The 23,637-nt window shown below is 72.5% G+C and carries 16 protein-coding genes; 9 read left to right on the plus strand and 7 right to left on the minus strand.

Features of this window, described 5'->3' with window-relative positions; all coding sequences use genetic code 11:
- The first annotated feature begins 19 nt into the window (after positions 1-19).
- Together IF61_RS0130090 and IF61_RS34820 are read left to right on the plus strand one after the other, a co-directional pair.
- The gene (locus tag IF61_RS0130090; RefSeq protein ID WP_107043166.1) at positions 20-1,645 is read left to right on the plus strand and encodes a VWA domain-containing protein; all 1,626 of its coding nucleotides are present in this window, start codon (positions 20-22) and stop codon (positions 1,643-1,645) included.
- A complete protein-coding gene (locus tag IF61_RS34820; protein ID WP_157848723.1) occupies positions 1,642-3,927 on the plus strand; it encodes an extracellular solute-binding protein in 2,286 nt (761 codons plus the stop codon). Before IF61_RS0130090 ends, IF61_RS34820 begins: the two co-directional genes overlap by 4 nt.
- A gap of 15 nt (positions 3,928-3,942) precedes the next feature.
- Here IF61_RS34820 and IF61_RS0130100 read toward each other — a convergent pair whose 3' ends face one another.
- Positions 3,943-5,790 carry a hypothetical protein gene (locus tag IF61_RS0130100; RefSeq protein ID WP_030369715.1) on the minus strand — a complete coding sequence of 616 codons (1,848 nt, stop codon included), beginning with the start codon at positions 5,788-5,790 and terminating at the stop codon, positions 3,943-3,945.
- A gap of 168 nt (positions 5,791-5,958) precedes the next feature.
- Positions 5,959-8,967 (minus strand): hypothetical protein, encoded by a 3,009-nt coding sequence (locus IF61_RS37535; protein WP_030369716.1) that lies wholly within the window; start codon positions 8,965-8,967, stop codon positions 5,959-5,961.
- Between the two features lie 261 nt (positions 8,968-9,228).
- On the opposite strand from IF61_RS37535, the gene IF61_RS0130110 reads away from it, so the two are divergent.
- The 3 genes from IF61_RS0130110 to IF61_RS34825 all read left to right on the plus strand — a co-directional run bounded on the left by IF61_RS0130110 (position 9,229) and on the right by IF61_RS34825 (position 11,667).
- The gene (locus IF61_RS0130110; protein WP_078660619.1) at positions 9,229-10,005 is read left to right on the plus strand and encodes a GOLPH3/VPS74 family protein; all 777 of its coding nucleotides are present in this window, start codon (positions 9,229-9,231) and stop codon (positions 10,003-10,005) included.
- Positions 10,006-10,410: 405 nt separating this feature from the next.
- On the plus strand, positions 10,411-11,274 hold the full coding sequence (locus IF61_RS0130115; RefSeq protein WP_030369718.1) for a helix-turn-helix domain-containing protein: 864 nt from the start codon (positions 10,411-10,413) through the stop codon (positions 11,272-11,274).
- A gap of 189 nt (positions 11,275-11,463) precedes the next feature.
- Complete coding sequence (locus tag IF61_RS34825; RefSeq protein ID WP_078660623.1) at positions 11,464-11,667, plus strand: DUF397 domain-containing protein; 204 nt, start codon at positions 11,464-11,466, stop codon at positions 11,665-11,667.
- A 202-nt stretch (positions 11,668-11,869) separates the two neighbouring features.
- On the opposite strand, the gene IF61_RS0130125 is transcribed toward IF61_RS34825, so the two are convergent.
- The 4 genes from IF61_RS0130125 to IF61_RS0130140 all read right to left on the minus strand — a co-directional run bounded on the left by IF61_RS0130125 (position 11,870) and on the right by IF61_RS0130140 (position 18,332).
- On the minus strand, positions 11,870-12,979 hold the full coding sequence (locus IF61_RS0130125; RefSeq protein ID WP_030369719.1) for an ADP-ribosylglycohydrolase family protein: 1,110 nt from the start codon (positions 12,977-12,979) through the stop codon (positions 11,870-11,872).
- 35 nt (positions 12,980-13,014) lie between these two features.
- Positions 13,015-14,241, minus strand: a complete 1,227-nt coding sequence (locus IF61_RS0130130; RefSeq protein ID WP_052393262.1) for a DUF8017 domain-containing protein — start codon at positions 14,239-14,241, stop codon at positions 13,015-13,017.
- A 289-nt stretch (positions 14,242-14,530) separates the two neighbouring features.
- Positions 14,531-17,125, minus strand: coding sequence for a bifunctional FO biosynthesis protein CofGH (locus IF61_RS0130135; protein WP_052393264.1), 2,595 nt, complete (start codon positions 17,123-17,125; stop codon positions 14,531-14,533).
- 346 nt (positions 17,126-17,471) lie between these two features.
- A complete protein-coding gene (locus IF61_RS0130140) occupies positions 17,472-18,332 on the minus strand; it encodes a TIGR03619 family F420-dependent LLM class oxidoreductase (protein WP_030369722.1) in 861 nt (286 codons plus the stop codon).
- Positions 18,333-18,595: 263 nt separating this feature from the next.
- On the opposite strand from IF61_RS0130140, the gene IF61_RS0130145 reads away from it, so the two are divergent.
- On the plus strand, positions 18,596-20,107 hold the full coding sequence (locus tag IF61_RS0130145; protein WP_030369723.1) for a CehA/McbA family metallohydrolase: 1,512 nt from the start codon (positions 18,596-18,598) through the stop codon (positions 20,105-20,107).
- Positions 20,108-20,213: 106 nt separating this feature from the next.
- Positions 20,214-20,717, plus strand: coding sequence for a DUF7927 domain-containing protein (locus IF61_RS0130150; protein ID WP_157848724.1), 504 nt, complete (start codon positions 20,214-20,216; stop codon positions 20,715-20,717).
- Positions 20,718-20,970: 253 nt separating this feature from the next.
- Here the strand turns inward: IF61_RS0130150 and IF61_RS0130160 are convergent, their stop codons facing one another.
- Positions 20,971-21,321 (minus strand): DUF6415 family natural product biosynthesis protein, encoded by a 351-nt coding sequence (locus IF61_RS0130160; RefSeq protein ID WP_030369726.1) that lies wholly within the window; start codon positions 21,319-21,321, stop codon positions 20,971-20,973.
- Between the two features lie 120 nt (positions 21,322-21,441).
- Between IF61_RS0130160 and IF61_RS0130165 the strand changes: the two genes are divergently transcribed.
- Both IF61_RS0130165 and IF61_RS0130170 read left to right on the plus strand, forming a co-directional pair.
- Complete coding sequence (locus IF61_RS0130165) at positions 21,442-22,473, plus strand: helix-turn-helix domain-containing protein (protein WP_342668033.1); 1,032 nt, start codon at positions 21,442-21,444, stop codon at positions 22,471-22,473.
- Positions 22,463-22,693 (plus strand): DUF397 domain-containing protein, encoded by a 231-nt coding sequence (locus tag IF61_RS0130170; protein ID WP_245684674.1) that lies wholly within the window; start codon positions 22,463-22,465, stop codon positions 22,691-22,693. Before IF61_RS0130165 ends, IF61_RS0130170 begins: the two co-directional genes overlap by 11 nt.
- The last annotated feature ends 944 nt before the right edge of the window (positions 22,694-23,637 follow it).

Genomic DNA, 23,637 nt, shown 5'->3' on the forward strand with positions numbered 1-23,637 from the left:
GCAGCAAGGAACCGAGGCCGTGAACCGCGACGACGGGGAGGCCCCGGAAGACCGCGCGCCGACGGCGGCACTGCCCGCCCTGACCGCCCAGCTGGGCCAGAACAAATACCTGGCGGCGGGGTCCGGCACCGTACCGGCCCACGCCGTCCTCACCGTCGAGGGCCACGGCCTGGCCGGGCTCACCACCCACGCCTCCTCCGCCGAGGTCGTCGTCATCGACTGCTCCGGCTCCATGAGCTGGCCCAGCACGAAGATCGCGGCGGCCCGGAAGGCCGCGGCCGCCGCCATCGGCGTCCTGCGCGACGGCACCCGCTTCGCCCTCGTCGAGGGCACCGACAAGGCCCGCGTCGTCTATCCGGCGACCGGCCGGATGGCCGTTGCGGGCCCCGACACCCGGGCCGACGCCGCCCGCACCGCGCACACGCTCGTCGCCGCGGGCGGCACCGCCATCACCTCCTGGCTCGCCTGCGCCCGCGACCTCCTCACCGCCGACGGCCAGGACCACCCCATCCGGCACGCCCTCCTGCTGACCGACGGCAGGAACGAGCACGACCGGCCCGACGAGCTGGAGCGCGTCCTCGCGGACTGCGCCGGGAAGTTCACCTGCGACGCGCGCGGCATCGGCGACCAGTGGGCCGCCACCGAGCTGCGGGAGATCGCCGGCCGGCTGCACGGCATCGCGGACGCCGTCGAGCACGACTCCGACCTGGAGGCGGAGTTCCGGCGGATGATGCGCAAGGCCATGGACAAGGCGCTGACCGGCATCCGGATCCGGGTCCGGCTGCGCGTCGGCAACGAGCTCGGCTTCTTCAAGCAGGTGTTCCCCACCGAGCTCGACCTGACCCAGGAGGGCGTGCGGACCGGGGAGCGCACCTGGGAGTTCCCGACCGGCGCGTGGGGCGACGAGTCCCGCGACTACCACCTGTGCGTCACCGCCGACCCCACCGGCGACCCGATGGGAGAAGACATGCAGCTGGCCTCGGTGGCGCTCGTGGCCGAGGGCGCGGGCGACCACCCCGCCGAGACGGTCGTCTCCGTGCCCAGACCCGTCCCCCTGCTCGTCCACTGGACCGACGACCCCGTCCTGTCCACGCGCGTCGATCCGCGCGTCGCCCGCTACAGCGGCTACGCCGACCTCGGCCGGGCCGTCAACGCCGGCTGCGAGGCCTTCGAGGCCGGGCGCCTGGGGACGGCGGAAGAGGAATGGGGCGAGGCGGTGCGGCTCGCGCACGACCTCGGCGACGAGAAGATGCTGCGCCGGCTGCGGCGGCTGGTGCACGTGGAGGACGCCGGCGAGGGGCGGGTCCGGCTGCGCGACGAGATCACGGCGGGCGACCTCAACTCGGCGTGGGTCGTCTCCAACCACAGCACGCAGACCCGCAGGCCCGGGGCGCCGCCGCGGGGCGCCCGCCCGCCGCACGAGCCCGGCCCGCCGCCGGCCGCCGCCGTGCCGGGGCAGCGCCCGCGGAGTGGGCGGAGGAAGAACGCCGCCGTGCCCGACGTGGAGTGCCCCGCGTGCGGCCGCGTCTCGCCCGGCACGGCGAGGGTCTGCGCCCGCTGCGGCACCGCGCTCCCGGCGGGCGACGGCCCCGCGCCGGAGCGGCGCGCCCGGCCGGAACAGGAGCCCCCGGAGCCGACCGCATGACCGCCCCCACGACCGCCCCGGCGGGGCCGACCGGGCCCGCCGCCGGGTTGTTGCCCGGCACCCGCTCCTGGCTGATACGCCGCCTGGCCGCGCTGCTGACGGCGACCGTGCTCGCCTGCGGGGCCCTCTTCACGGCCTTCTACGGAGTGAGCCGGGGCGCGGACGAGGTGCCCGGCCGGACGATCCCGGCGATGGGCTACGTGGACGGAGCGGAGACGGCCCTGCGGCAATCGCTGGCGGCCGCGAAGACGACCCTGAACAGCCCTGCCGCCCCGGCGGAGGGCCCGGGCGAGGAGTACAAGGCGAAGCTCAACGCCGCTTTCCGGAGCCTGGAGAAGGCCGCCGCGGCCACCGTCGCGGGCGGCGGCAGGAACGATCTGGACACCGTGGCCGGCCAGCTCTCCTCGTACGACTACCTCATCGGGCAGGCCGCCCGCAGCCAAGCGGCCCCCGGCCGGGCCGACGAGCGGCTCCGCGACACCTATCTGCGCTACGCGGACAGCACGCTGAACCGCGAGAAGAGCGGCATCCTCGCCCGGCTGAAGGCGGTCCAGGACGAGCAGACCCGGGTTCTCGTGGCACAGACGTCGTCCGGCCGGCTGCTGAAGTCGGCCTGGGGCGTGGCCGTCGCGCTGTGGGCCGTGCTGGTCTGGCTGCTCGCCGACACCCAGCGCTTCCTGCGCCGCCGCTTCCACCGCCGCTTCAACGGTCCCCTCGTCGGGGCCACGGTGCTGGTGGCGGCCCTCGTGCCGGTGCTTCTGCCCGCCGCCCTGCGGCTGCAGGACGACCTCGATTGGGCCCGGGCCCACAGCATCCCCCGGGGCGGGGAGACCGCGAGCGAGCACATGGCGGCCATGCACTGGCTGACCGCCGTTCCCGCCGGGATCCTCCTTGCGGCGGTCGTCGCCGCCGCGCTGGTCGTCCTCGGCCTCCAGCCGCGCATCGAGGAGTACCGCTTCGCCCGCGTCCCGCAGCGGCCCGGCCGGCGGATCCGTTCCTTCGAGGCCGCGACGGTGCTGCTCGCCCTGTGGCTGGTGCTGCTCTCCGCCATCGGCGCCGGCGACGTGCGCACGGTGCACAACGGACGGATCAGCGTCCTTGCCACGTGGACCGACGCCGAGCAGGAGCACTTCCAGGCGCTGCTGGACGCGTACGCCGCGAAGTACCACGTCAACGTCGACTACCAGGGCACCACGGCCCTGCGCGAAGTGCTGCTCTCCCGGCTGAACGCGGGCAACCCCCCGGACATCGCGATCCTGCCCAGCCTCGGCGAGGTCCAGGCATACCTGAAGGAGAAGCCCCGGCCGCGGAGCCTTCGCCCCGTCCTCAACGAGACCCTGAACGCGTACGGCCCGCTGTGGGCCCCCCGGTTCGGCAACGAGGTCTACGCCGTCGCGGTCAAGGCCGACCTCAAGAGCATCGTCTGGTACGACCCGGCCCGCGGGCAGAGCCCGCGCGCGCTCGCGGCCCGGGGCGGCGGCCAGTGGTGCGCCGGCATGGGCGGCGACGGCACATCCGGCTGGCCGGGCACCGACTGGATCGAGGACATCCTGCTGCAGCAGAGCGGCACGGAGGCGTATGAGAAGTGGGCCCGGGGCGAGCTGCCGTGGACGGAGGGGCCCGTGCGTGATGCGTGGGAGGCGTTCGGCGGGATCTTCACCAAGGGCCCGGCTGCGGCCGCCCTGGACAACGACTGGGGCCAGAAGATCCTCACGTCGAAGCACTGCACCCTCCAGCACCAGGCCTCCTTCGCCCGCGACGCCGACTACACCGGGCGTGCCGCCTTCGCACCCACGCGCGATGTACTGCCGGACATCGCCCGCCACCCCGCCGCCACCGAAGTCTCCGCGGACTACGCGACGCTGTTCGCGAAGAAGGGCAGCAAGAGGGGCGACGCGGCCGAGGACCTGCTGCGGTTCCTCACCACCCGGCAGGCGCAGGAGGTGTGGGCCTCCGCACTGTCCAAGGAGGAGAAGCGGAACAAGATCACAACCCACCCGGGCCGGCCGTTCTTCGTCACGGCAGGCGCGCCCCGGCCCGACCCCGGCACCGAGCGGGTCAACGCCGCCGTCAGCAGGACGCTCGGCGGCCCGCAGCCCAAGTGCCTGGACGCCTCGGACATGATGCCGCTCCGGATGCGGTTCGCCTTCCAGCACGGGGTGCTGGATTACCTCAGCGACCCCGGCCCGGAGAAGCAGCGGCAGGTGCTGGACTATCTGGAGGGCGTGCGGAAGGAGCTGAAGGGCGCCCCGGGGGCCGCCTCGCCGCGCGTGTGCGAGTGACCCCGGCCGGGCGGGCTACTTCGCCAGGTCGTCCGGGCAGCCCGTCCCGCGCGGCAGCTTGTAGCGCGCCACGACGTGGTACGTGCCCGCCTTCGGGGCGTGCAGCAGCGTCCAGTCGTCCTCCGGCCGGTCCTCGCGGGCCTCCTGGACCTCCTTGGACAGGCAGCCGTTGACGTTGACCGGCGGCTCGCCGCGCGGCCCCGCCTTCGGCGGCTGGACGTCCTTGCCGTCCTTGTCGACCAGGCCGAGCCACGGGGAGTACGGGATGCGGATGAGGACCGGGCCCGGCTTGTTCACGGTGATCGTGAGGCCCTCGGCGTCCGTGCGCTCCACGACCGCCGGGGGGTCGGCGAGGGGCGTCGGCGCCTCGACCTCGAACAGCCGCCAGTTGTCGTCGGACCACACCTCGCGCAGGTACGGCTGGCCCTTGGTGACGAGCTTGGCCTCGTCGACGGCCGCGTGGTCCGGCTCGCCGGCGGGCAGCACCACGTAGCGCACGGCCCAGCGGTCGAGCCAGGCGCGGTAGCTGGAGGAGGTGAGCATGCCCGGCTCGTAGAAGAGCGGGTTGCGCTCGCGGTCGGCCTGCCGGTTCCAGCCGCGGGCGAGGTTCACGTACGGGGTGAGGGCCGAGGACTCGCGGTGGCTGCGGGCCGGCACGACCTCGACGCGGCCGCGCGCCGCGTCGGCCTGCTGCAGCCGGTGCACCAGGGGCGCGAGCTCGCGCGCCCAGGACGCGGCGGGCGTGGTGTGCATGATGTCGCCGATGGAGACGGCGAGCTGCCAGATCGTGCACGTGGCGAGGGCGGCGATCAGTGCCGTCCAGCGCAGGCCGCTCTTCAGCAGCTCGGCCGGGCGCGGCACCTTCAGCTCCGGCAGTGCCGCGACCAGCACCGTACCGCCGAAGATCATGCCGAGCCGGGAGACGTTGGTGCCGATCTGGGAGGGGATGAGCCACACCAGCAGGACGGCCAGGACGTAGAGCGCCGAGGCCGTCCGGACCGTGCGCCACTCCTTGGGGACGAACAGCACCCCGAAGACGCCGCTCAGCAGCGGCAGGATCGCCGAGACGAAGGCCATCGGCTGCTGGCCCGAGAACGGGAACAGCCATGCCGAGAGACCCACCACGACGGCCGGGGAGACACCCAGCGCGTACGCCGCCGGGCGGCGCTTGCCCAGCCACAGGGCGGCCGCGACGAAGCCCACGAACAGGCCGGCGACCGGGCTCGACGCCGTCGCCAGCGCGGCAGCCAGCGCGGCGAGGCCGGCACGGACCCAGCGGTACTTGCCCTCCGAGCGCCAGCGCATCGGCCAGGCGAAGATCACGGCGACGGCCGCCAGGCCGAACATCGTGCCGAGCCCGAAAGTGACCCGGCCGGAGATCGCGTTGCAGGTCAGCGCGAAGGTGCCGTACAGGGCCGGCACGAGCGGCCGGCGCACCACCCTGCTGCGCACGAGCAGCAGGGCGAGCAGCCCGGCGGAGAGCGTGCCCGCGATCATCATCGTGGTGCGGACGCCGATGCTGGCCATCAGGTACGGCGAGATCACGCTGTACGAGACGGGGTGCATGCCGCCGTACCAGGCGAGGTTGTACGCCGAGTCGGGGTGCTGGCCCACGAACTCCGCCCACGCGTCCTGGGCGGCCAGGTCGCCGCCGCTGTTCGCGAACACGAACACCCAGATCACGTGCGCCACGGCCGCGATGACCAGCGTGGTCAGCACGGGGCGGCCGGCCAGGGCGCGGCCGGCGCGGGTCAGGCGCTCGCGGAAGGCGGAGGGCGGTGCTATCCCGGCGGGGGTGCGCCCGTCCTGCTGGTCACCCGGCTCGTCCGGCTTGTCGGCCCGTGCCGGGCCCACGGTGGTCACTGCGGCTCTCCCCGTCTTCCCCCGACGTCTTCCCCCATCGTCACGCTGTCACGGACTTTCGGGTAGCGCACGGCGCGGCGCCGTACTCAAACCCTCGCGACGCTAGCACGCCGCGAGGGACCGGCAGGGGCGGTGACCACCGCCCCTGCCCGCGTCAGGCGACGCTCGTCAGCCGAGACGGGTCAGCTTCGACCCGAAGCCCGGCTCGGCCAGGGCCGACTTCAGCGCCACCGGCACCCGCACCTGGCCCGGGCCGCTGCCCACGGTCAGCATGCCGACCTCGGCACCGGACTTCGCCGTGTGCGGCAGCTTGTGGCCGCCGTCGTTCAGCGCCAGGCCGACCGTCAGGCCGGACCAGCCGACCGCGGTGACGTCCTTGGTCGCCACGACCGGGGTACGGCCGCCGAGGCCGTCGTCCACGGCGCCCACGACGTCGCCCTTCTTGACGACCGTCTTCGCCTCCAGCGCCTTCTTCGCGGACTCGATCGCGTCCTTGGTCGCCGCGACCACCGAGTCGATGATCGGCGTCTTGTGCTGCGCCAGCACCGCGCCGATGATCAGCTGCGTCGTGCCGCCGATCTTCTTCTCCGCGGCGAAGAGCAGGTTGCCGCCGGCCGCCGTGGTCGTGCCCGTCTTGATGCCGGTGCCGTACAGCGGAACGATCGGGTTGAAGTTCTTCTGCTTCTCGCCGTTGCTGTCGATGTACTCCGTCAGCCCCGAGATCTCCCGGAAGACCGGGTCCGCCATGGCCTTCCTGCCCAGCTTGACCAGGTCCTTCGCCGTGCTCTTCGTTGTCGCGTCGAAGCCGCTCGGGTCGGTGAAGTTCGTGTTCACCATGCCCAGCTCCTTGGCGGTGTCGTTCATCTTCTTGACGAACGCATCCTCGGAACCGGCGTCCCAGCGGGCCAGCAGCTTGGCGATGTTGTTCGCCGACGGCAGCATCAGCGCTTCCAGCGCCTCGTACTCCGAGAGCTTCTGGTTCTCGGTCACCCGGACCAGGGACTCGCCCTCGGGCTTGCCCTTCTGGTAGTCGCTCACCGCCTTGGCGTCGACCGTCATCAGGGCGCCCTTCTTGTCGCCCTTCTGCATCGGGTGGTCGCGAAGGGTGATGTACGCGGTCATCACCTTGGTGACGCTCGCGATCGGGACGGGCTTCTCCTCGCCGTACTCGCCCAGGCTGCCGAGGCCGTCGACCTCGACGTACGCCTGGCCGGACGTCGGCCACGTCATCTGCGCCTTGTCACCGTCGAACTTGAACGCCTTGTTCGCCGTGAGCACCAGCTTCGGCTCCGGCAGCGGGCGGAACGCCTGCACCACGCAGAAGACGATCGCCAGCAGGATCACGAGCGGGGTCCAGATCTTGACCCGGCGCAGGACCGTGCGGACCGGCGTCTCCGGCGGCGGAGGCGTGTTCGTCAGCTGCGCCAGCAGGTCCAGCGGCGCGGCGGGGGTGCCGGGGGCGGATGCGCCTTCCGGCTTGGGGGACGGCTCCTTCGGCGGGGCGACGCTGACCGGGATGGCCGGCTTGGCGGGGGCGCTCGCCTTAGCGGCGGGCGGGGTCGCCTTGGCGGCGGGCTCGGCCGGGGCGGCCTTCTTGGCGGCCTTCTTGGCGGCGTCCTTGGCGGCGTCGGACTTCAGCGGTACGAACTGGCTGGTCCGCTCGGAGTCGGAGTCCTCGCGCGGGGCGGCCTTGGCGGGGCCGGCCTTGGGCGCACCGGCCTTGGGCTCGGGCACCTTGGGGGCCTTCATCAGCGCGGTCGGCTGATCGTCGGAGGAAGGCTCAGCGGAGGGCTTGGCGGACGCCTTGTCGGAGGACTTGGCAGCCGCGTCACCCTTGGGCCGGACCGCACCGAAGACGGCGGTGGCCTGGTCGGCGGGCGCGGAGGGCTTGTCCTTACCGGAAGCGGGGGCCGGGGCCTTGCCGTTACCGGAAGACGCGCCCTTCGGCGCCGCGGCGGACTCCCCGTCCTTCGGCCGGACCGTACGGAACACGGCGGTGGCCTGGTCGGGGGACGCGGCGGGCTTGTCCTTACCGGAAGCGGAGGCGGGGGCCTTGCCGTTACCGGAAGGGGAGCCGTTCGCGGGCCGGTCGGCAGCGGCGGGCTTGGCGGCCTCGCCATCGCCGGCGGCCTCGCCGCCCTTCGGGCGGACCGTACGGAAGACGGACGTGGCCCGGTCGCCGGACGCGGCGGGCTTGTCCTTACCGGAAGCGGAGCCCTTCCCGCTATCGGAAGGGGAGCCGTTCGCGGGCCGGTCCGCAGCGGCGGACTTGGCGGCCTCGCCATCGCCGGCGGCCTCGCCGCCCTTCGGACGGACCGTACGGAAGACGGACGTGGCCCGGTCGCCCGACGCCGCGGGCTTGTCCTCACCGGAAGCGGAGCCCTTGCCTGAAGCGGAGGGCTCGTTCTTCGCGGGCTTTGCGGGCTTCGAGGACTCGGCGTCATCGGCCGGCGCAGTGTCCTTCGCCCGGAGCGCGCCGAAAACAGCCGCGGCGCGGTCACCGGAAGCCGGGGCCTTGCCCTCACCGGAGGGCGCACCGTTCGCGGGCCGGTCCGCGGCAGCAGACTCGGCGGCGCCGTCCGCCTTCGGCCGGACCGTACGGAACACAGCCGTGGCCCGGTCACCCGACGCCGCAGGCTTGTCCTCGCCGGAGGCGGAGCCCTTGCCGTCGCCCTCGGGGCGCGCAGCACCGGAGGCGGCCTTGCCGGAAGGCGCGCCGTTCGCCCGCGCGGCACCCGCGTCCTTGCCGGAAGGGCTGCCGTTCACGGGCCGGTCGCCGTCGGCTTCGACCTCGGCCTCGTCCTCGTCCTCGTCCTTCGAGCGCGCGGACGCGCCGGACGCGCCGGACGCCCGGGACGACTCGGCGGACTCGCCCGCCTCATCCGGTTCGTCCCCGTCCGTTCCGGCCACCCACGCCGCCACCGCCGCCTTCAGCCGTGCGTCACCGCCGACCGGACGGCCCGAGTCGGCCTTTGCGATCGCATCGGCCTCAGCGGACGCCGCGGACACTTCCTTACGGCCGCCTTCGGCGGCATCCGCGGCATCGGCGGCATCCGCTTTCCCGGACGGCTTTCCGGAGGATTCCCGGAAAACCCCGAGTCGCGGGTCGTGCTCGCCGCGCGTCGTCTCCCCCGACGACTTCCGCTGCTCCGACTTGCCGGGGGACTCGCCCGCCACCGATGCCTCCTCGAATTCCACGCGATACGCCACCGCGGGGTGCACCGCACCCCGCAGGCCGAACCTTCTCAAACGCTTACCAGTGTCCTGTGCCGGAGCCCCGTCACCGCGCAACCGCACCGCCAGAAGGGATGGACCGGGCCCACCGTCGTGCTAGACGAGACGACATACCTACCGGTTCCCACCCGAAGCCACCACGCACTCTCGACAGACCAATGTGAGAGGGGTCACCCTGTCAGTCATCCACGCGGGGAGGCATGGATGGGCAGGAGCCGCAGAACAATTCCGGAGGAGCTTCTGCTGCTCGCTTTGGACCCGGCCACGGGAACCACGGCGCAGCCGCAGTCGCTCGACCTGGGTCTCGCCGGGGCACAGCTAGTGGAGCTGGCTCTGGCTGGACGGATAGCCCCAGACGGGGATCGTATCGCCGTGGTGATGCCGCGGCCGACAGGAGAGCCGACGCTGGACACCGCGCTCGAACTGCTGCGCCGCCGCGGCAGTCCGGTCCGCGCCGTCCACTGGATCGGCGGGCCCCGGCTGGGGCTGCGCCAGACGTATCTCACGCACCTGGAGCGGTGCGGCATGGTGCATGCCGTGGCGGGCCACATGTGCGGGGTGCTGCCGACGACGCGCTATCAGGCGACGGACACCGCGATCAGCCGGGAGATCAGGGCCCGGCTGGACAGCGCGATCCGCACCGGCGTCCCGCCGGACCCGCGGACCGCGGCGCTCGCCGCCCTGGCCCACGCGGTGGGTCTCGGCAAGCACCTCTACCCGGGCAACGAGGGGCGGTCGTCCCGCTCCCGGCTGCGGGATCTGATCCGGCACGACCCGATGGGCGGCCTCGTGGCGCACGCCGTGATGGACGTGCAGAACGGCGTCGCGGCGCAGCCGCGGCGGGCCCCGGCGGCGGCCGGTTCCGGTTCGGGCGGCCACGGCGGCGGATCCGGGCGGCGGACGTCCGTCCGCGGCGGAGCGGCGGCCGGTCAGCAGGCGTCCCAGGGGGCGCCCGTGATGGCCCGCGCCGGCGCCTCGTGAAGGCCCCGCACATGCCCTTCTGGAACAGCGCGACGCACCACAGCACGTTTGCGTAACACTCCGGTTCGACCGCACGGCAGCGCATCGCACGGCAGCGCACGGCACGACGGCGCACCGCACGACATCCGCATCACCCTCAGAGCTCGACCGACCGCAGAGCAGTTCCCCCGGCCCGGTTCGGGAGCCGCGATATCGCGCGGGGTGGTGGTCCGGCCGCCCGGGACGGCGGTCCGGTCCACCACCCCGCGCACATGCACGGGACGATGCACGGTCCGATGCGGCCGACCCCGGCAAACCGTTCACCGCAGGCGGACTCTGTGTCGCATTTTCCAGCGCCGCCCCGGCATGTGGTGGCAGGCTGCGAGGTCAGGAGACAGCAGCATGACGGAGCCGGAGGTGCGTCCCGTGGCGTCCAGTGTCAATCCCACCGTTAGGCGGCGCCGCTTGGGGCAGGAGCTGCGCAAGCTCCGCGAGCTCAAGGGCATGACCGCCGAGGAGGTCGCCGAGCGGTTGCTCGTCTCGCAGTCGAAGATCAGCCGGCTGGAGAACGGCCGCCGCAGCATCAGCCAGCGCGATGTGCGCGATCTCTGCGGGGTGTACGGGGTCGAGGACCACCGGATTGTCGATTCACTGATGCAGATGGCCAAGGAGTCGCGCCAGCAGGGCTGGTGGCACGCCTTCGGCGACATTCCCTACAGCGTCTACATCGGCCTGGAAACGGATGCGGCCTCACTGCGCGTGTACGAGGCATCTCTCGTACCTGGTCTGCTCCAGACGCCCAATTACGCGAGCGCCGTGACGGAGGGTTCCTGGCCCGAGGCGACGACGGCCGACATCGAGCGCCGCGTGCAGGTGCGGATGCGCAGGCAGGAACGGATCACCGATCCGGAGAATCCACTGCGCCTTTGGGCGGTCATCGACGAGTCGGCGCTGCGCCGGATCGTGGGCAACCGCGAGATCATGGCGGAACAGATGCGGCAGCTCGTGCAGTTCAGCCTGGAACCGCACATCACGGTGCAGGTGCTGCCTTATGACGTCGGCGCGCACCCGGGCATGTACGGGAAGTTCTCCATCCTGGAGTTCAATGACCCGCAGGACGCGAGCACGGTCTATCTGGAGGGGATCACCAGTGATCTCTACCTGGAGAAGCCGAACGACGTGCAGACCTACAGCGTGATGTACGAACATTTGCGAATGCAGGCCCTCAACGCGGAGCACTCCCGGCAGTTCATCGACCGGGTCGCGGCGGAGTGGGCGGCGGAGGCCTGACGGAAGCGCCGCACGGTACACCCTCTGCCAGTCGCCCGGGAAGGGCGTTCCCGAATATGCCATCCGGTCGAGTGAATGGGCCGTTCATCAGGTGATGTTGGCGCGTAACGTCGGTCGCACCTCGGGAAACCGGCGTTGTGACCGGCGTTTCTGATCAAGGCACATACTCACCAAGGCATGGGAGCAATCATGGCCATCCAGCAGGGAAACACCACGTGGCGCAAGTCCTCGTACTCGCTGGCCAACGGCGACTGCGTGGAGGTCGCCTCCCCCCTCCCCCAGTCCATCGCGGTCCGTGACTCCAAGGACCCTCAGGGACCGATTCTCGGTTTCGCGCCGACCACCTGGTCCGCGTTTGTGACGACCGTTTCCCGTCGCGCATACGACTTCTGACGAGACCAGTCGATGCAGCGTCTTCATCGCCCTCATCACCCCTGAGCAGTGCACACAGAACCCCCTCGGCCGGTCCGTCGTCCCGGCCGAGGGGGTTCTGCCGTGTGCGGGCGTGTACGGGCGCGTACGGGCGTGCGCGGGTGCACGCAACCGTACGGGTTGTGCGATCGCAACTGGCGCTGCGCCCCATGCAGTTGCTCCGCTATGCGGGCGGGTAGCGCTCCGTCCACGCCGTGGAGGCCACGCCCGGGCCGTGCAGGTGCGCGCCCTGGGTGAGCTCCATGGCGAAGTCGTCGGCGAGTTCGGCGATCTCGGCCCGGCCCTCCAGCTCGGCCAGCAGGTCCGCCGGCAGCGCGGTCTCGCCGTGCAGCGCGCCCAGCAGGTTGCCGCAGAGCGAACCGGTGGAGTCGGAGTCACCGCTGTGGTTGACGGCGAGCAGCAGCCCGTGACGGATGTCCTCGGCGACCAGCGCGCAGTACACGCCCATGGCAAGGGCTTCTTCGGCCACCCAGCCCTGGCCGAGCGCTTCGAGCCGCTCGGCCGACGGCGCACCCTGGCGTACGGCGTCGAGCGCCTGCCGCAGCGCCGCCGTGGTCTCCTCGTGCCCCGACCACCCGGCCAGCAGGGCGAGCGCCTGGTGCACGGAGCTCTCCAGCGTCCCGCCGCGGACGACGCCGTGCACGATGGCCGCGAAGGCGGCCGCCGCCAGGACGCCCGAGGGGTGGCCGTGGGTCTGGGCGGCGCACTCGGCGGCGAGGTGGAAGACCTGCGCCGGCTCCCGGTCGACCAGCAGGCCGAACGGCGCCGAGCGCATCACGGTGCCGCAGCCCTTGGACTCCCGGTTCTTGGGGGCGGCGAGGGTGCCCATCCGGTCGTCCTCCAGCCCGGACAGGCAGGCGTTGCCCGGCGCCCGCTGCGAGTAGAGCCACCCCTGGCGGCCCAGCCGGCCGAGCGCGGGATCACGCAGGTCGGGGGCCTCGTAGCGCTGGGTGGCCCGCCAGCGCAGGTACGCGCGGTGTACCTCCGCCGACGCGTCCCACTCGCCGGTGTCGCGCCGGATCCCGGCGCGGATCAGGCCGTCGACGGTGAACAGCGTCATCTGCGTGTCGTCGGTGACCGCGCCGCGCCGCCCGTAGGCCCGTACGTAGTCACGGACGCCGGCGGGCCCGTGGTTGTCGCGGATCGTGCCGAGCGAGTGGAACTCGATGCCCGCGCCGAGCGCGTCACCGATCGCCCCGCCGAGCAGGCAGCCGCGGACGCGGGCGCGGAAGTCCTGCTGCTGCGCCCGGCTCCACAGTGCGGTGGTGGTCATGGGTGGACCGGCCCCTTCCTGTTTCTCGGCCCGGCTCAGCCCTTGAGCGGGCGGACCGTCTTCATGATCTCGTCGATCCGGGACTCCGGCAGCGCGCCGGAGACGCCCTGGTCGGCGTACATGATCCAGCTGCTGAAATCGCCGCTGGGGAGCTTCCACACGATGCTCTTGACGATGGCCGTCGGCGGCACGCACGGGCTCGGGCGGTTGAGGACGGTGACCTTGGCGGTCGCGGTCCAGCCGTCGATGCCGTTCTGCTTCCAGGGCTGGGCCTGGCTGACCTCGATCTTGGGCTTGTTGCCGAGGCCGCCGTACGCGTAGACGCCCCAGTTGCCCGCCCAGTTGCGGGCGTTGTCCTGGATGCTCAGGGAGGGGTCGCCGGCCGCCGTACCGACGGTGGCGAGCTGCCCCTTGCCGGCCTCGCCGATCGCGTTGGGATTGGCCGACGAAGAGCAGCCGCCCTCAGTGAAGTTGGCGGTGTCGCGCATCGTGATCTGCGGCTTACCGGACGCGTCGGCGTACGCGATCATCGTGTCCTGCGGGAAGACCTTCCACTTCTCCCCCGTACCGGGCACGTCGTACTGGAGCTTGTGCTCCTTGCTGGTCTGCGTCTGCCAGCCGGCGGGCGGGGCGGCGGGGGCGCCGGCGGCGTTGTCCGGGGCGGCGGACTGCTGCGGTTGTCCCGGCTGTCCCTGCTGTCCCTGCGCCGGGTCGCCGGAGGGCTTGGCCTGGCCGCCGGCCGTGACGTTCTGCTTGTCGTCCTTCTTGTCGTCACCGCCCTTGAGGAAGAAGAACGCGCCGCCGCCGATGACGGCGAGAGCCACGACGCCGCCGACGACGGCGAGCAGCGTCTTGTTCTTGCCACCGCCACCGCCGCCACCGCCACCGCCCGGCGGTACGGGAGCGGGCGCCGGGGCCGGGGCGGGCGCGGTCCAGCCGCCCGGCGGCGGGGGCGGAGGCGGCACGGCACCCGCGCCACCGGGACCGGGCGGCTGCACGGCGGGCTGGGCGAAGACGGTCGCCTGGGCGTGGGGGTTGCCGCCGCCGTTCGGCGCGGCCGGGGCGGGCGGGGTCACGGCGGGCTGAGCGAAGGCGGTGGGCGCCGCGTGAACGCCGCCGTTCGGCGGAGCCGGGGCGGGCGGAGTCACGGCGGGCTGGTCGACGGCGGTGGCCTCCGGCCCGCCCCACGGTGCGCCGCCCTGCGGGGGCTGCGGCGACTGCGGCGGCTGGTGGGGCTGCTGGGGATTCTGAGGCCAAGACATGCGGGCCACCTTAGACGGCGTGACGTTGCCGTCTTGTCGAGGCATCTCGACAAGACGGCAACATCCGGGACGGACCGGTGACCGAGCTCCGGCTCCCCGGGGAGCCGGGCCGACGCCGCGGCTCCCCCGACCCCGAGGCAACGCCCCGGGGTCGGGGGCACCACCCAGCGGTAGCTGGCGGAGAAAGGGCGGGACCGGGGCATTGCTCCCGCCGCAACGGCGACCCGCCACGACGGCGTGCGTCCGGCGGAATCCGCAACGACCCGGCCGGAAGCGCCCCCGACGGACGCTAGTCCTCCAGCACCGGCAGCAACTCCGGCAGATGCCCGTCCGACGCCGCCGCGGCAGCGATCCGTTCCGCCGGCACCTCCCCGTACAACGTCGTCCGCGCCCGCGCCGGCCGCCCCGCCGCTTCCGCGATGCCCACGAGGTCCCGGACCGACCGGTACGACCCGTACGAGGAGCCCGCCATGCGGGAGATGGTCTCCTCCATCAGCGTCCCGCCGAGGTCGTTCGCGCCGGAGCGGAGCATCTCCGCCGCCCCCTCCGCGCCCAGTTTGACCCAGCTCGTCTGGATGTTCGTGATGTGCGGGTGGAGCAGCAGCCGGGCCATGGCCGTGACCGCCCGGTTGTCGCGCGTGGTGGGGCCGGGGCGCGAAATGCCCGCCAGGTACACGGGCGCGTTCGTGTGGATGAAGGGGAGGGTCACGAACTCCGTGAACCCGCCGGTCTCCTTCTGGATCTCGACGAGCCTCCGGAAGTGCCCGAGCCAGTGCCGCGGCTGGTCCACGTGCCCGTACATCATCGTGGACGAGGACCGGATCCCGAGCTCGTGCGCGGTCCTGACGACCTCGATCCAGGTGGCGGCGGGCAGCTTGCCCTTGGTGAGGACCCAGCGGACCTCGTCGTCGAGGATCTCCGCGGCCGTGCCGGGGATGGTGTCGAGCCCGGCTTCCTTCGCCGCGGCCAGCCACTCCCGTACGGACAGGCCCGTGCGGGTCGCGCCGTTGACGATCTCCATCGGCGAGAAGGCGTGCACGTGCATGTCCGGCACGCGCTCCTTCACGGCCCGCGCGATGTCGAAGTAGGCCGTGCCGGGCAGGTCGGGGTGGATGCCGCCCTGCATGCAGACCTCGACCGCGCCGACGTCCCACGCCTGCGCGGCCCGGTCGGCGACCTGCTCCAGGGACAGGGTGTACGCGTCGGCGTCGGTGCGCCGCTGGGCGAAGGCGCAGAAGCGGCAGCCGGTGTAGCAGACGTTGGTGAAGTTGATGTTGCGCGTGACGATGTACGTGACGTCGTCGCCGACCACGTCCCGGCGCAGGTCGTCGGCGATGCGGCAGAGCGCGTCGAGCGCGGGCCCGTCGGCGTGGAGGAGGGCGAGGGCCTGGGGGTCGGTCAGCCGGGTGGGGTCGTCGGCGGCCTGCCGCAGCGCTTCGCGCACGTCCGCGTCGATGCGTTCGGGCACCATGCCGGGCGCGGCGGCCTCGCGCAGCGCCTCCCAGTCCCCGTAGACCTCGTCGAAGTCCTCGCGCCGGTCGCCGGTGCGGCCCTCGGTGTCGACGGCCCGGTGCAGCTCGGTGCGGCCGGAGGGGACGAAGACGTCTTCCGGCTCCTGCCAGGGCAGGCCCTTGACCTCGGCGTGCTCGTTCGCCAGCCCGGACTCCGGGTCGGCCAGGGCGCGCACGTGCGGCAGCACGCGCGGGTCCAGCCAGGGCTCGCCCCGCTGCACGAAGTCGGGGTAGACGGCGAGTCGTTCCCGCAGCCGGAAGCCGGCCGCGGCGGACTGCTCGGCGAGCTCGTCGATCTGCGGCCAGGGGCGCTCGGGGTTGACGTGGTCGGGGGTGACGGGCGAGACGCCGCCCCAGTCGTCGATGCCGGCGCCGATGAGGCGCGCGTACTCCCCGGCCACCAGGTTCGGCGGGGCCTGGAGGCACGCGGAGGGGCCCATGATGTGCCGGGCGACGGCGACGGTGGCGACGAGGTCGTCCAGCTCGGCGTCCGGCATGCCGCGCATCGCCGTGTCCGGCTTGGCGCGGAAGTTCTGCATGATCAGTTCCTGGATGCCGTGGTAGGCCCGGGAGACGCGGCGCAGCGCGAACAGCGACTCGGCGCGCTCCTCGTACGTCTCGCCGATGCCGATCAGCAGGCCGCTGGTGAACGGCACGGAGCTGCGCCCGGCGTCCTCCAGGACGCGCAGCCGGACGGCCGGCTCCTTGTCCGGGGAGCCGTAGTGCGGGCCGCCGGGCTCGCTCCACAGCCGCTCGGCGGTGGTCTCCAGCATCATGCCCATCGACGCGGAGACGGGCTTGAGGCGCTGGAAGTCCGTCCAGCTCATGGCGCCCGGGTTGAGGTGCGGGAGCAGGCCGGTCTCCTCCAGGATGCGGATGGAGATGGCGCGCACGTAGGCGATGGTGTCGTCGTAGCCCGCCGCCTCCAGCCATGCGCGGGCCTCGGGCCAGCGGTCCTCGGGACGGTCGCCGAGCGTGATGAGGGCTTCCTTGCAGCCGAGTTCGGCGCCGCGCCGGGCGATGGCCAGGACCTCGTCGGGGGACATGAACATGCCGTGGCCGGCGCGGCGCAGCTTGCCGGGGACGGTGGCGAAGGTGCAGTAGTGGCACTTGTCGCGGCAGAGGCGGGTGAGGGGGATGAAGACGCTCTTCGAGTACGTGATGACGCCGGGGCGCCCGGCGGCTTCCAGTCCCGCGTCGCGCACCCGGGCGGCGGACGCGCACAGGTCTTCCAGATCCGCGCCGCGGGCCTGGAGGAGCACGGCGGACTCGGTGACGTCCAGGGCCACGCCGTCCCGGGCGCGTTTGAGCGCGCGACGCATGGCGTTGGCGGTCGGTGCGGGTCCCTGCGGGGGCTGCGGGGTGGAAGTCATTGTCCGAGCATACGAGCGGGTGACGGGCCGTCCGGAAGAGGCCGGGTAGTGGTTCGTGTGCGACTGGTCACGCCACCCGGAGGTAGCCTCCGAAAGGATTCCGCCATGGTGCGCCCGGGTTCGGCCGGGCGTTTGACCGGGGGTTGGGCCCGGGGTTCGGCCCGAGGTTTGACCGGGGGTTCGGCCCGGGGTTTGACCCGGGGTTCGACCCGGCGCTTGACCGGGGGTTCAGCCCGGCGCTCGGCCCGAGGTTCGGCCCGGCGCTTGACCGGGGGTCGGCCCGGCGCTTGACCGGGGGTCGGCCCGGCGCTCGGCCCGAGGTTCGGCCCGACGCTTGACCCGAGGTTTACAGGAACTCCGCGTGGGCGTCGAGCGCCCGCAGGATCTCCGCCTCCCCCGCCGACGGCAGCCCCACCACGACCTCGGCGAGCCCCAGCTCGGCGAAGTACGCGAGCTTGCCCGCCGACGGGTGCACCGCGTACGGCACGACCTGCGGCTCGCCCGGCCGCCCGACCTCCTGCCAGGCCCGGCGCAGCTGCGGCACCGCCTCCTTGAGGCCGCTGCCGCCGACGGGCATCCAGCCGTCCGCGTACTCCGCGACGTGCGCGAACAGCTTCGGCCCGGCCGCTCCCCCGATCAGGGTGCGCGGCCCCAGGAGGTGCGGCACGTCCGCCCCGCGCGAGCGCGGCGTCCGCAGCGGCTTCGGGTGCGCGAAACTCGCGCTGACCGCACCGAACTCGCCGCGGTATCCCGTCGGTTCCTCCGCCCACAGCGCCCGCATCAGCGCCATCCGGTCCCGTACGAGATCGCGCCGCGTCTTCCAGTCGACGCCGTGGTCGGCGGCCTCCTCCACGTTCCAGCCGTAGCCGATGCCCAGCGTGAGGCGCCCGCCGCTGACGAAGTCGAGCGTCGCGATCTGCTTGGCCAGCGCGATCGGGTCGTGCTGGGCGACCAGCAGGACGCCCGTCCCGAGCCCGATCCGCTCGGTGACCGCCGCGGCCTGCCCCAGCGCCACGAGCGGATCGAGGGCCCGGCCGTACTCGCGCGGCAGCGGGTCGCCCGTCGGCGCGGGCGTCTCCCGGCTGACCGGGATGTGCGTGTGCTGCGGCAGGTACAGCCCGTCGAAGCCCCGCTGCTCCAGCTCGCTCGCGAGCCGGACCGGACTGATCGTCTCGTCGGTGAGGAAGACCGTGGTTGCGATCCGCACGCGGCGGCACCTCCTTGGCGTCCTGGGTGACCTGGCCGGACTGCGCCTGCCTGGGCCTGCCTGGCTGGCTACCTGAGCTGGGGCTCACCGTAAGCCCAAACGGACCCGGCGGGTCCTCGGCGGGGCGGGACGGACACGCGAATGTCGCAATCCCGGACCGGCCCCGTACCCCTGCGCGCCACCAAGGCGTACAACAGTGCCCCCGGGGGACCGCCCCGAGGGGACCCTTCCGCGAAGGCACAGGGAGGACGCTCATGAGACGCATGCGGCGGCGCGACCTGCTCAGAACGGCGACGGCCACGGCTGTCGCGGGGGCGGCGGGCGTGCCTACGCTCGATACTGTGACGTTCGCGCGCGGCGCCGGTGCGCCGGCGGTGACCCGCACGGTCTCCGGGCGGCTGCCGGCCGGAGCCCCCGACTACGTGTACCTGCCCGTGGAAGTGCCGCCCGGCGTGCGCGAGATCGCCGTCGCCTACACGTACGACCGGCCGGCCGTGCCCGCCGGCACGCAGGGCAACGCCTGCGACATCGGCATCTTCGACGAGCGCGGCACGGCGCTGGGCGGTGCGGGCTTCCGCGGCTGGTCGGGAGGCGCGCGGACGGAGTTCGCGATCAGCGCCGAGCAGGCCACCCCCGGCTATCTGCCGGGGCCGGTGCGCCCCGGCACCTGGCACGTGGTCCTGGGCCCGTACACGGTCGCGCCGCAGGGCCTGGCGTACGAGGTGACGGTGACGCTGCGGTACGGGACGGCGCCGTCCGGCGCGACCCCGCGGCCGGTGTACCCGCCGCAGCGCGCCCGGGGCCGCGGCCGCGCCTGGTACCGGGGCGACAACCACCTGCACAGCGTCCACTCCGACGGCAAGCGCACCCCCGCCGAGATCGCCGCCGCGGCCCGCGCCGCCGGGCTGGACTGGATCACGACCACCGAGCACAACACGACGTCGGCGCACGCGGCCTGGGAGGGCCTGTGGGGCGACGACCTCCTCATCCTCACGGGAGAGGAGGTCACCACGCGCAACGGCCACGTCGTCGCCCTCGGCACGGACCCCGGCACCTTCGTCGACTGGCGCTACCGCGCCCGCGACGGCGCGTTCGGCCGCTTCGCGCGCCGGATCCGGCAGGCGGGCGGCCTGGTCGTCCCCGCCCACCCGTACGGCACCTGCGTCGGCTGCAACTGGAAGTACGGCTTCGAGGACGCGGACGCGGTCGAGGTGTGGAACGGCCCCTACACCCCGGACGACGAGGTCGCGGTAGCGGCGTGGGACGCGATGCTGGTGGCAGCAGTACGTGACGACCATCGTTGGCTGCCCGCCATGGGGAACAGCGATGCGCACCGTGAGCCGCAGGTGGTAGGTCTCCCCCAGACGGTGGTCCTGGCGGACGACCTCTCACGGCAAGCCCTGCAGGCGGGCATCCGGGCGGGCCGGAGCTGGATCGCGGAGTCGTCGGGGGTGAAGCTGTCCTTCGAGGTCACGGGAGGACGCGGCCGGCACGCGGGCATCGGCGAACGGCTGGAGGCGGGACGGGACACCCCGGTGACGGCCCGGCTGGAGGTCTCGGGCGTGCCGGAACGCTGCACCGCGACCTTCGTGACGGACCAGGGCCCCCTCTTCACCACACCCGTCCGCGCCGGAGCGATCGAGTGGCGGACGACGCCGTCGTACGCGGCGTACGTACGGGCAGAGGTGCGACGCCCGGCGGCGGACGGCGGGGCGCCGGGGGTGCCGGGGCCGATGGTGGCGATGACGAACCCGGTGTTCCTGGGCGAGAAGTAAGAAGGGCGGGCCGTTTCACCCCTTGGGGCGGTTTACGGGTAACGGTCATGGTCCGGTGCAAGCCATCTCTCCACGCACTCAACGCGTGCAGGGAGAGGGGACCGTCTTGCCTGATCGTCTGCCCAGAGTTCTGACCCTCGTCGCCTTCCTGGTGGGCGTGGGGGTGATCACCGGTGCGGCCATGGTGCCGGCGGCACCGTTCGACACGATGGCAGCGTCGGCCAGAATCGCCGAGACGACCGACCGGCCGGCGGCCCGCCCCGGGGACACGGTCCGCTACACCGTGACGGTGACCAACACCGGCACCACCGGCATCACGGGTGCGGCGATCACCGACGACCTGTCGGGCGTGGTGGACGACGCGACGATCCTCCCCGCCTCCGTCTCGGCCGACACCGGCAAGGCCTCGTTCGCCGCCCCCGAGCTCACGTGGCGGGGCGACCTGCCCTCGGGCGCGAAGGCCACGATCAGCTACTCGGTACGGGTGAACGACCCGCCGTCGGGCGACGCCCGCCTGACCAACAAGGTCACGTCCGCCGCGCCCGGCAACAACTGCCCTGCGGGCACCGCCGACCCGGCCTGCGCGACGACTACACCTGTGACGCGCTAGCGGGCGGGGGCGCCACAGGTACAGCCTGGCGGGGGCATGAGCGCGGGCGGCCCCCCGGTGTGCGGCACCGGGACCACCTCCATGCGCAGGGTGAGCCGGTGAAGGGACTCGCCAAGGAAGCCGGGGTCCGCGTAGCGCGCCCGGACGACGGCGTGGGCCCGGCGCCGGCTCGGCCAGAGAGCACGCACGGGCCGGGAGAACTGGCCGTACAGAAACCACCACGTGCGGAGACGGCCCCAAGGCCGGGCGGCCCTCACTTCAGCCCTCGCCGGAGGTCACGGAGCTCCTTGGCCACCAGCCCGAGGCCCCGCGCGTACGTGACAGCCGACGTGTAGCCGTCCCCGGGCCCCAGCCCGAGCCGGTGCCGCGCCTCGCGAACGACGGCGAGGGCCTCCTCGCGCGTGTCCCCTTCCAGTGCGGCGGTCGCCTCGCCGATGTAGGCCCGGAGCCGCTGGGTGATGGCCCCCACCTGACTGGGCGCGGGGAGCCAGCGGTCCATGGCGATGGCGGCGCGGATCACCGCGTCGAGCCCGGTTCCCTTGGCCGGCGGGAGTGCGTAGGTGAGGCCACCGCCGGTGTAGGCGGTGCGGGGGAATGGAGGCATGACGGCTCCTTCGCGAGCGCGGTGGGGGGTGTCATCCGGGGTTCCCGGCGACGCAACCAGCGTTCCGCAGCAGCTACGGCACCCGCAAGCGCATCGGCAGAAGGCCGCTCACATTGGCATATGACAAACCTCCAACAAGGCTTGCTCATGGCGGTACAGGGAATGGAAGACTGCCAACAGGTCCGATCTGAGGCCCAACATGGCTTCGCCGAGGACCAACAGAGGCACGCCGACGGGGTACAGAGGTACGCCGACGGGGAACAGCACCAGGAGGGCTCAAGGGTGGCAGCGCGACGCGGTCCGACGTTCAGAAGGCGGGAGCTAGGCAAGGAACTGCGGCGCCTCCGAGAGAAACACGGAATCAGCGTGAAGGACGCGGCTGCGCACATCGAGAGCTCCGAGACCAAGCTCAACCGGGTGGAAACCGGGCAGAACCAGCTCCCGCGTGTCCGAGATCTGACGGACCTGCTGGACCTGTACAACGTCACAGACCGCGCCAACCGCGAAGTACTGCTCACGCTCCACCGTGACTCGCTCAGCAAGGACTGGTACAGGCCCTACCAGAACGTCATGCCGTCCGGTACGACGATGTACGTCGGGCTCGAGTCCGACGCCCGCACGATGCGCGCCTGGCATTCCCGGGTGGTTTTCGGTCTCCTGCAGACCGAGAGCTACGCCCGGGCCCTGTTCATGACAGCGAAGCACGTAGAGGAGAGGACGAGTGAGTTCGTTGACGAATCCGTAGCCCTACGAATGGAGCGAAAAGCCATCCTCACATGCGAAGACCCGGTGGAACTGCGGGTGATTCTGGATGAGGCAGCGCTGCGTCGGATGGTCGGCAACCCGGCCGTCATGCGTGAGCAGTACGCGGAGATCGAGCGTGTGGCCGCACTCGACCATGTGACGGTCCAGATCATTCCTCTCTCTCGCAGCACCTTCCGAGCCGCAGCGAACTTCGTACTGCTGGAGTTCGACTACAACCTTGATCCGGTTGTCATGGAGGAAGGACCTGCAGTCATGACGGTGTCCGACAGGAAGCGCGAGGTTGGCAAGTACGGCCGGCGGTTCGACGCGATGCGCGACGGTGCGCTGGCCCCGGCCCAAACGGCTGAGTTTCTGCACCGTCTAGCAAGAGAGATCGATGACCATTAACGCCTACCTCATGGCCCTCGAAGTGGCCGACGAAACAGCCTGGTTCAAGTCCTCGCACAGCGATCAGGACAACGGCGGCGGCTGCATATCGGTCGCAGTGCTGACCGACCGCATCGGCGTGCGCGACTCCAAGCAGGAGAACGGACCGGCCTTCGTGACACCGACCGCGGCGTGGTCGTCCTTCATCCGTGAGGTCAAGTCCGGCCGCTGGTCGTCATAGAGGCAGCCAGTGGGCACAGGTCAGAACAGGCTGGCAGCGGGGGGGGGGAGGGGTGAGCCCTGTCCTCCGGCTGCGGGTGGTGGGTGGTGGTGGTCCCGGCCCGGAAAGCAACCGCCCCAGGCCGTGAACGGCAGATAAGTGACCCGGGAGGGACAGCCGCTCACCCCAACCGCCCCACCGGCCAGCCCCCACCTCAAGAGGCCCGTTCTCCGGCTGCGGGTGGTGGGCGGTGGCGGACCCGGCCCGGAAATCACCCGGCCCGGCGGAGGCGCGGCGTACAAGTGACCCGCGGAGGACGGCCATGCGCCCCAGACACCCCACAGAGCAGCCGCTGCCTGACCAGCCCCACCACCCGAGGGCAGGCAGGGGGCGGTGGTGGCGGCCTCGGGCCGGAAGTCCCCCGCCCCGAAGGCATGCCCGGCGGACAAGTGAGTCGACAAGGGCAGCCGCTCACCTCAACCGCCCCGCCGGCCAGCCTCTGTCTCAGGAGCACCGCTGTCCGGCTGCGGGAGGTGGACGGTGGCGGTCCCGGCCCGGAAAGCAACCGCCCCAGGCCGTGAACGGCGGACAAGCGACCCGGGAGGGACAGCCGCTTACCCCAACCGCCCCACCGGCCAGCCCCCACCTCAAGAGCCCCGTCTCCCGGCTACAGGCAGGGGGCGGTGATGGTCCCGGGCCGGGAATCAACCGGCCGGGCGGGGCTGCGTGGCGTAGAAGTGGGCTGAAGGTGTCGGCCGCGTGTCGCAGTAGCCCCACCAAGAGGCCCGCGCCTCACGGGCCCCACCACCCGGCTGCGGGCGGTGTGGGCGGGGGCAGCCGGCCCGGAAGTCACCCGGCCCGGCGGTCGCGCGCGGCGGACAAGCGAGCCGAAGAAAACAGCCACTCACCCCCGCCACCCCACCGAGCAGCCCCGCCTCAGAAACCCCACCACCCATCCGCAGGCA

The sequence above is a fragment of the Streptomyces roseoverticillatus genome (assembly GCF_000719265.1).
GTDB classification, from domain to species: domain Bacteria; phylum Actinomycetota; class Actinomycetes; order Streptomycetales; family Streptomycetaceae; genus Streptomyces; species Streptomyces roseoverticillatus.

Excerpts from the sequence above, each read along its gene's own strand:
- IF61_RS34820 (WP_157848723.1), top strand. The coding sequence starts at position 1,642 with ATGACCGCCCCCACGACCGCCCCGGCGGGGCCGACCGGGCCCGCCGCC.
- IF61_RS0130110 (WP_078660619.1), top strand. The coding sequence starts at position 9,229 with ATGGGCAGGAGCCGCAGAACAATTCCGGAGGAGCTTCTGCTGCTCGCT.
- IF61_RS34825 (WP_078660623.1), top strand. The coding sequence starts at position 11,464 with ATGGCCATCCAGCAGGGAAACACCACGTGGCGCAAGTCCTCGTACTCG.
- IF61_RS0130125 (WP_030369719.1), bottom strand. The coding sequence starts at position 12,979 with ATGACCACCACCGCACTGTGGAGCCGGGCGCAGCAGCAGGACTTCCGC.
- IF61_RS0130130 (WP_052393262.1), bottom strand. The coding sequence starts at position 14,241 with ATGTCTTGGCCTCAGAATCCCCAGCAGCCCCACCAGCCGCCGCAGTCG.
- IF61_RS0130135 (WP_052393264.1), bottom strand. The coding sequence starts at position 17,125 with ATGACTTCCACCCCGCAGCCCCCGCAGGGACCCGCACCGACCGCCAAC.
- IF61_RS0130145 (WP_030369723.1), top strand. The coding sequence starts at position 18,596 with ATGCGGCGGCGCGACCTGCTCAGAACGGCGACGGCCACGGCTGTCGCG.
- IF61_RS0130160 (WP_030369726.1), bottom strand. The coding sequence starts at position 21,321 with ATGCCTCCATTCCCCCGCACCGCCTACACCGGCGGTGGCCTCACCTAC.
- IF61_RS0130165 (WP_342668033.1), top strand. The coding sequence starts at position 21,442 with ATGACAAACCTCCAACAAGGCTTGCTCATGGCGGTACAGGGAATGGAA.
- IF61_RS0130170 (WP_245684674.1), top strand. The coding sequence starts at position 22,463 with ATGACCATTAACGCCTACCTCATGGCCCTCGAAGTGGCCGACGAAACA.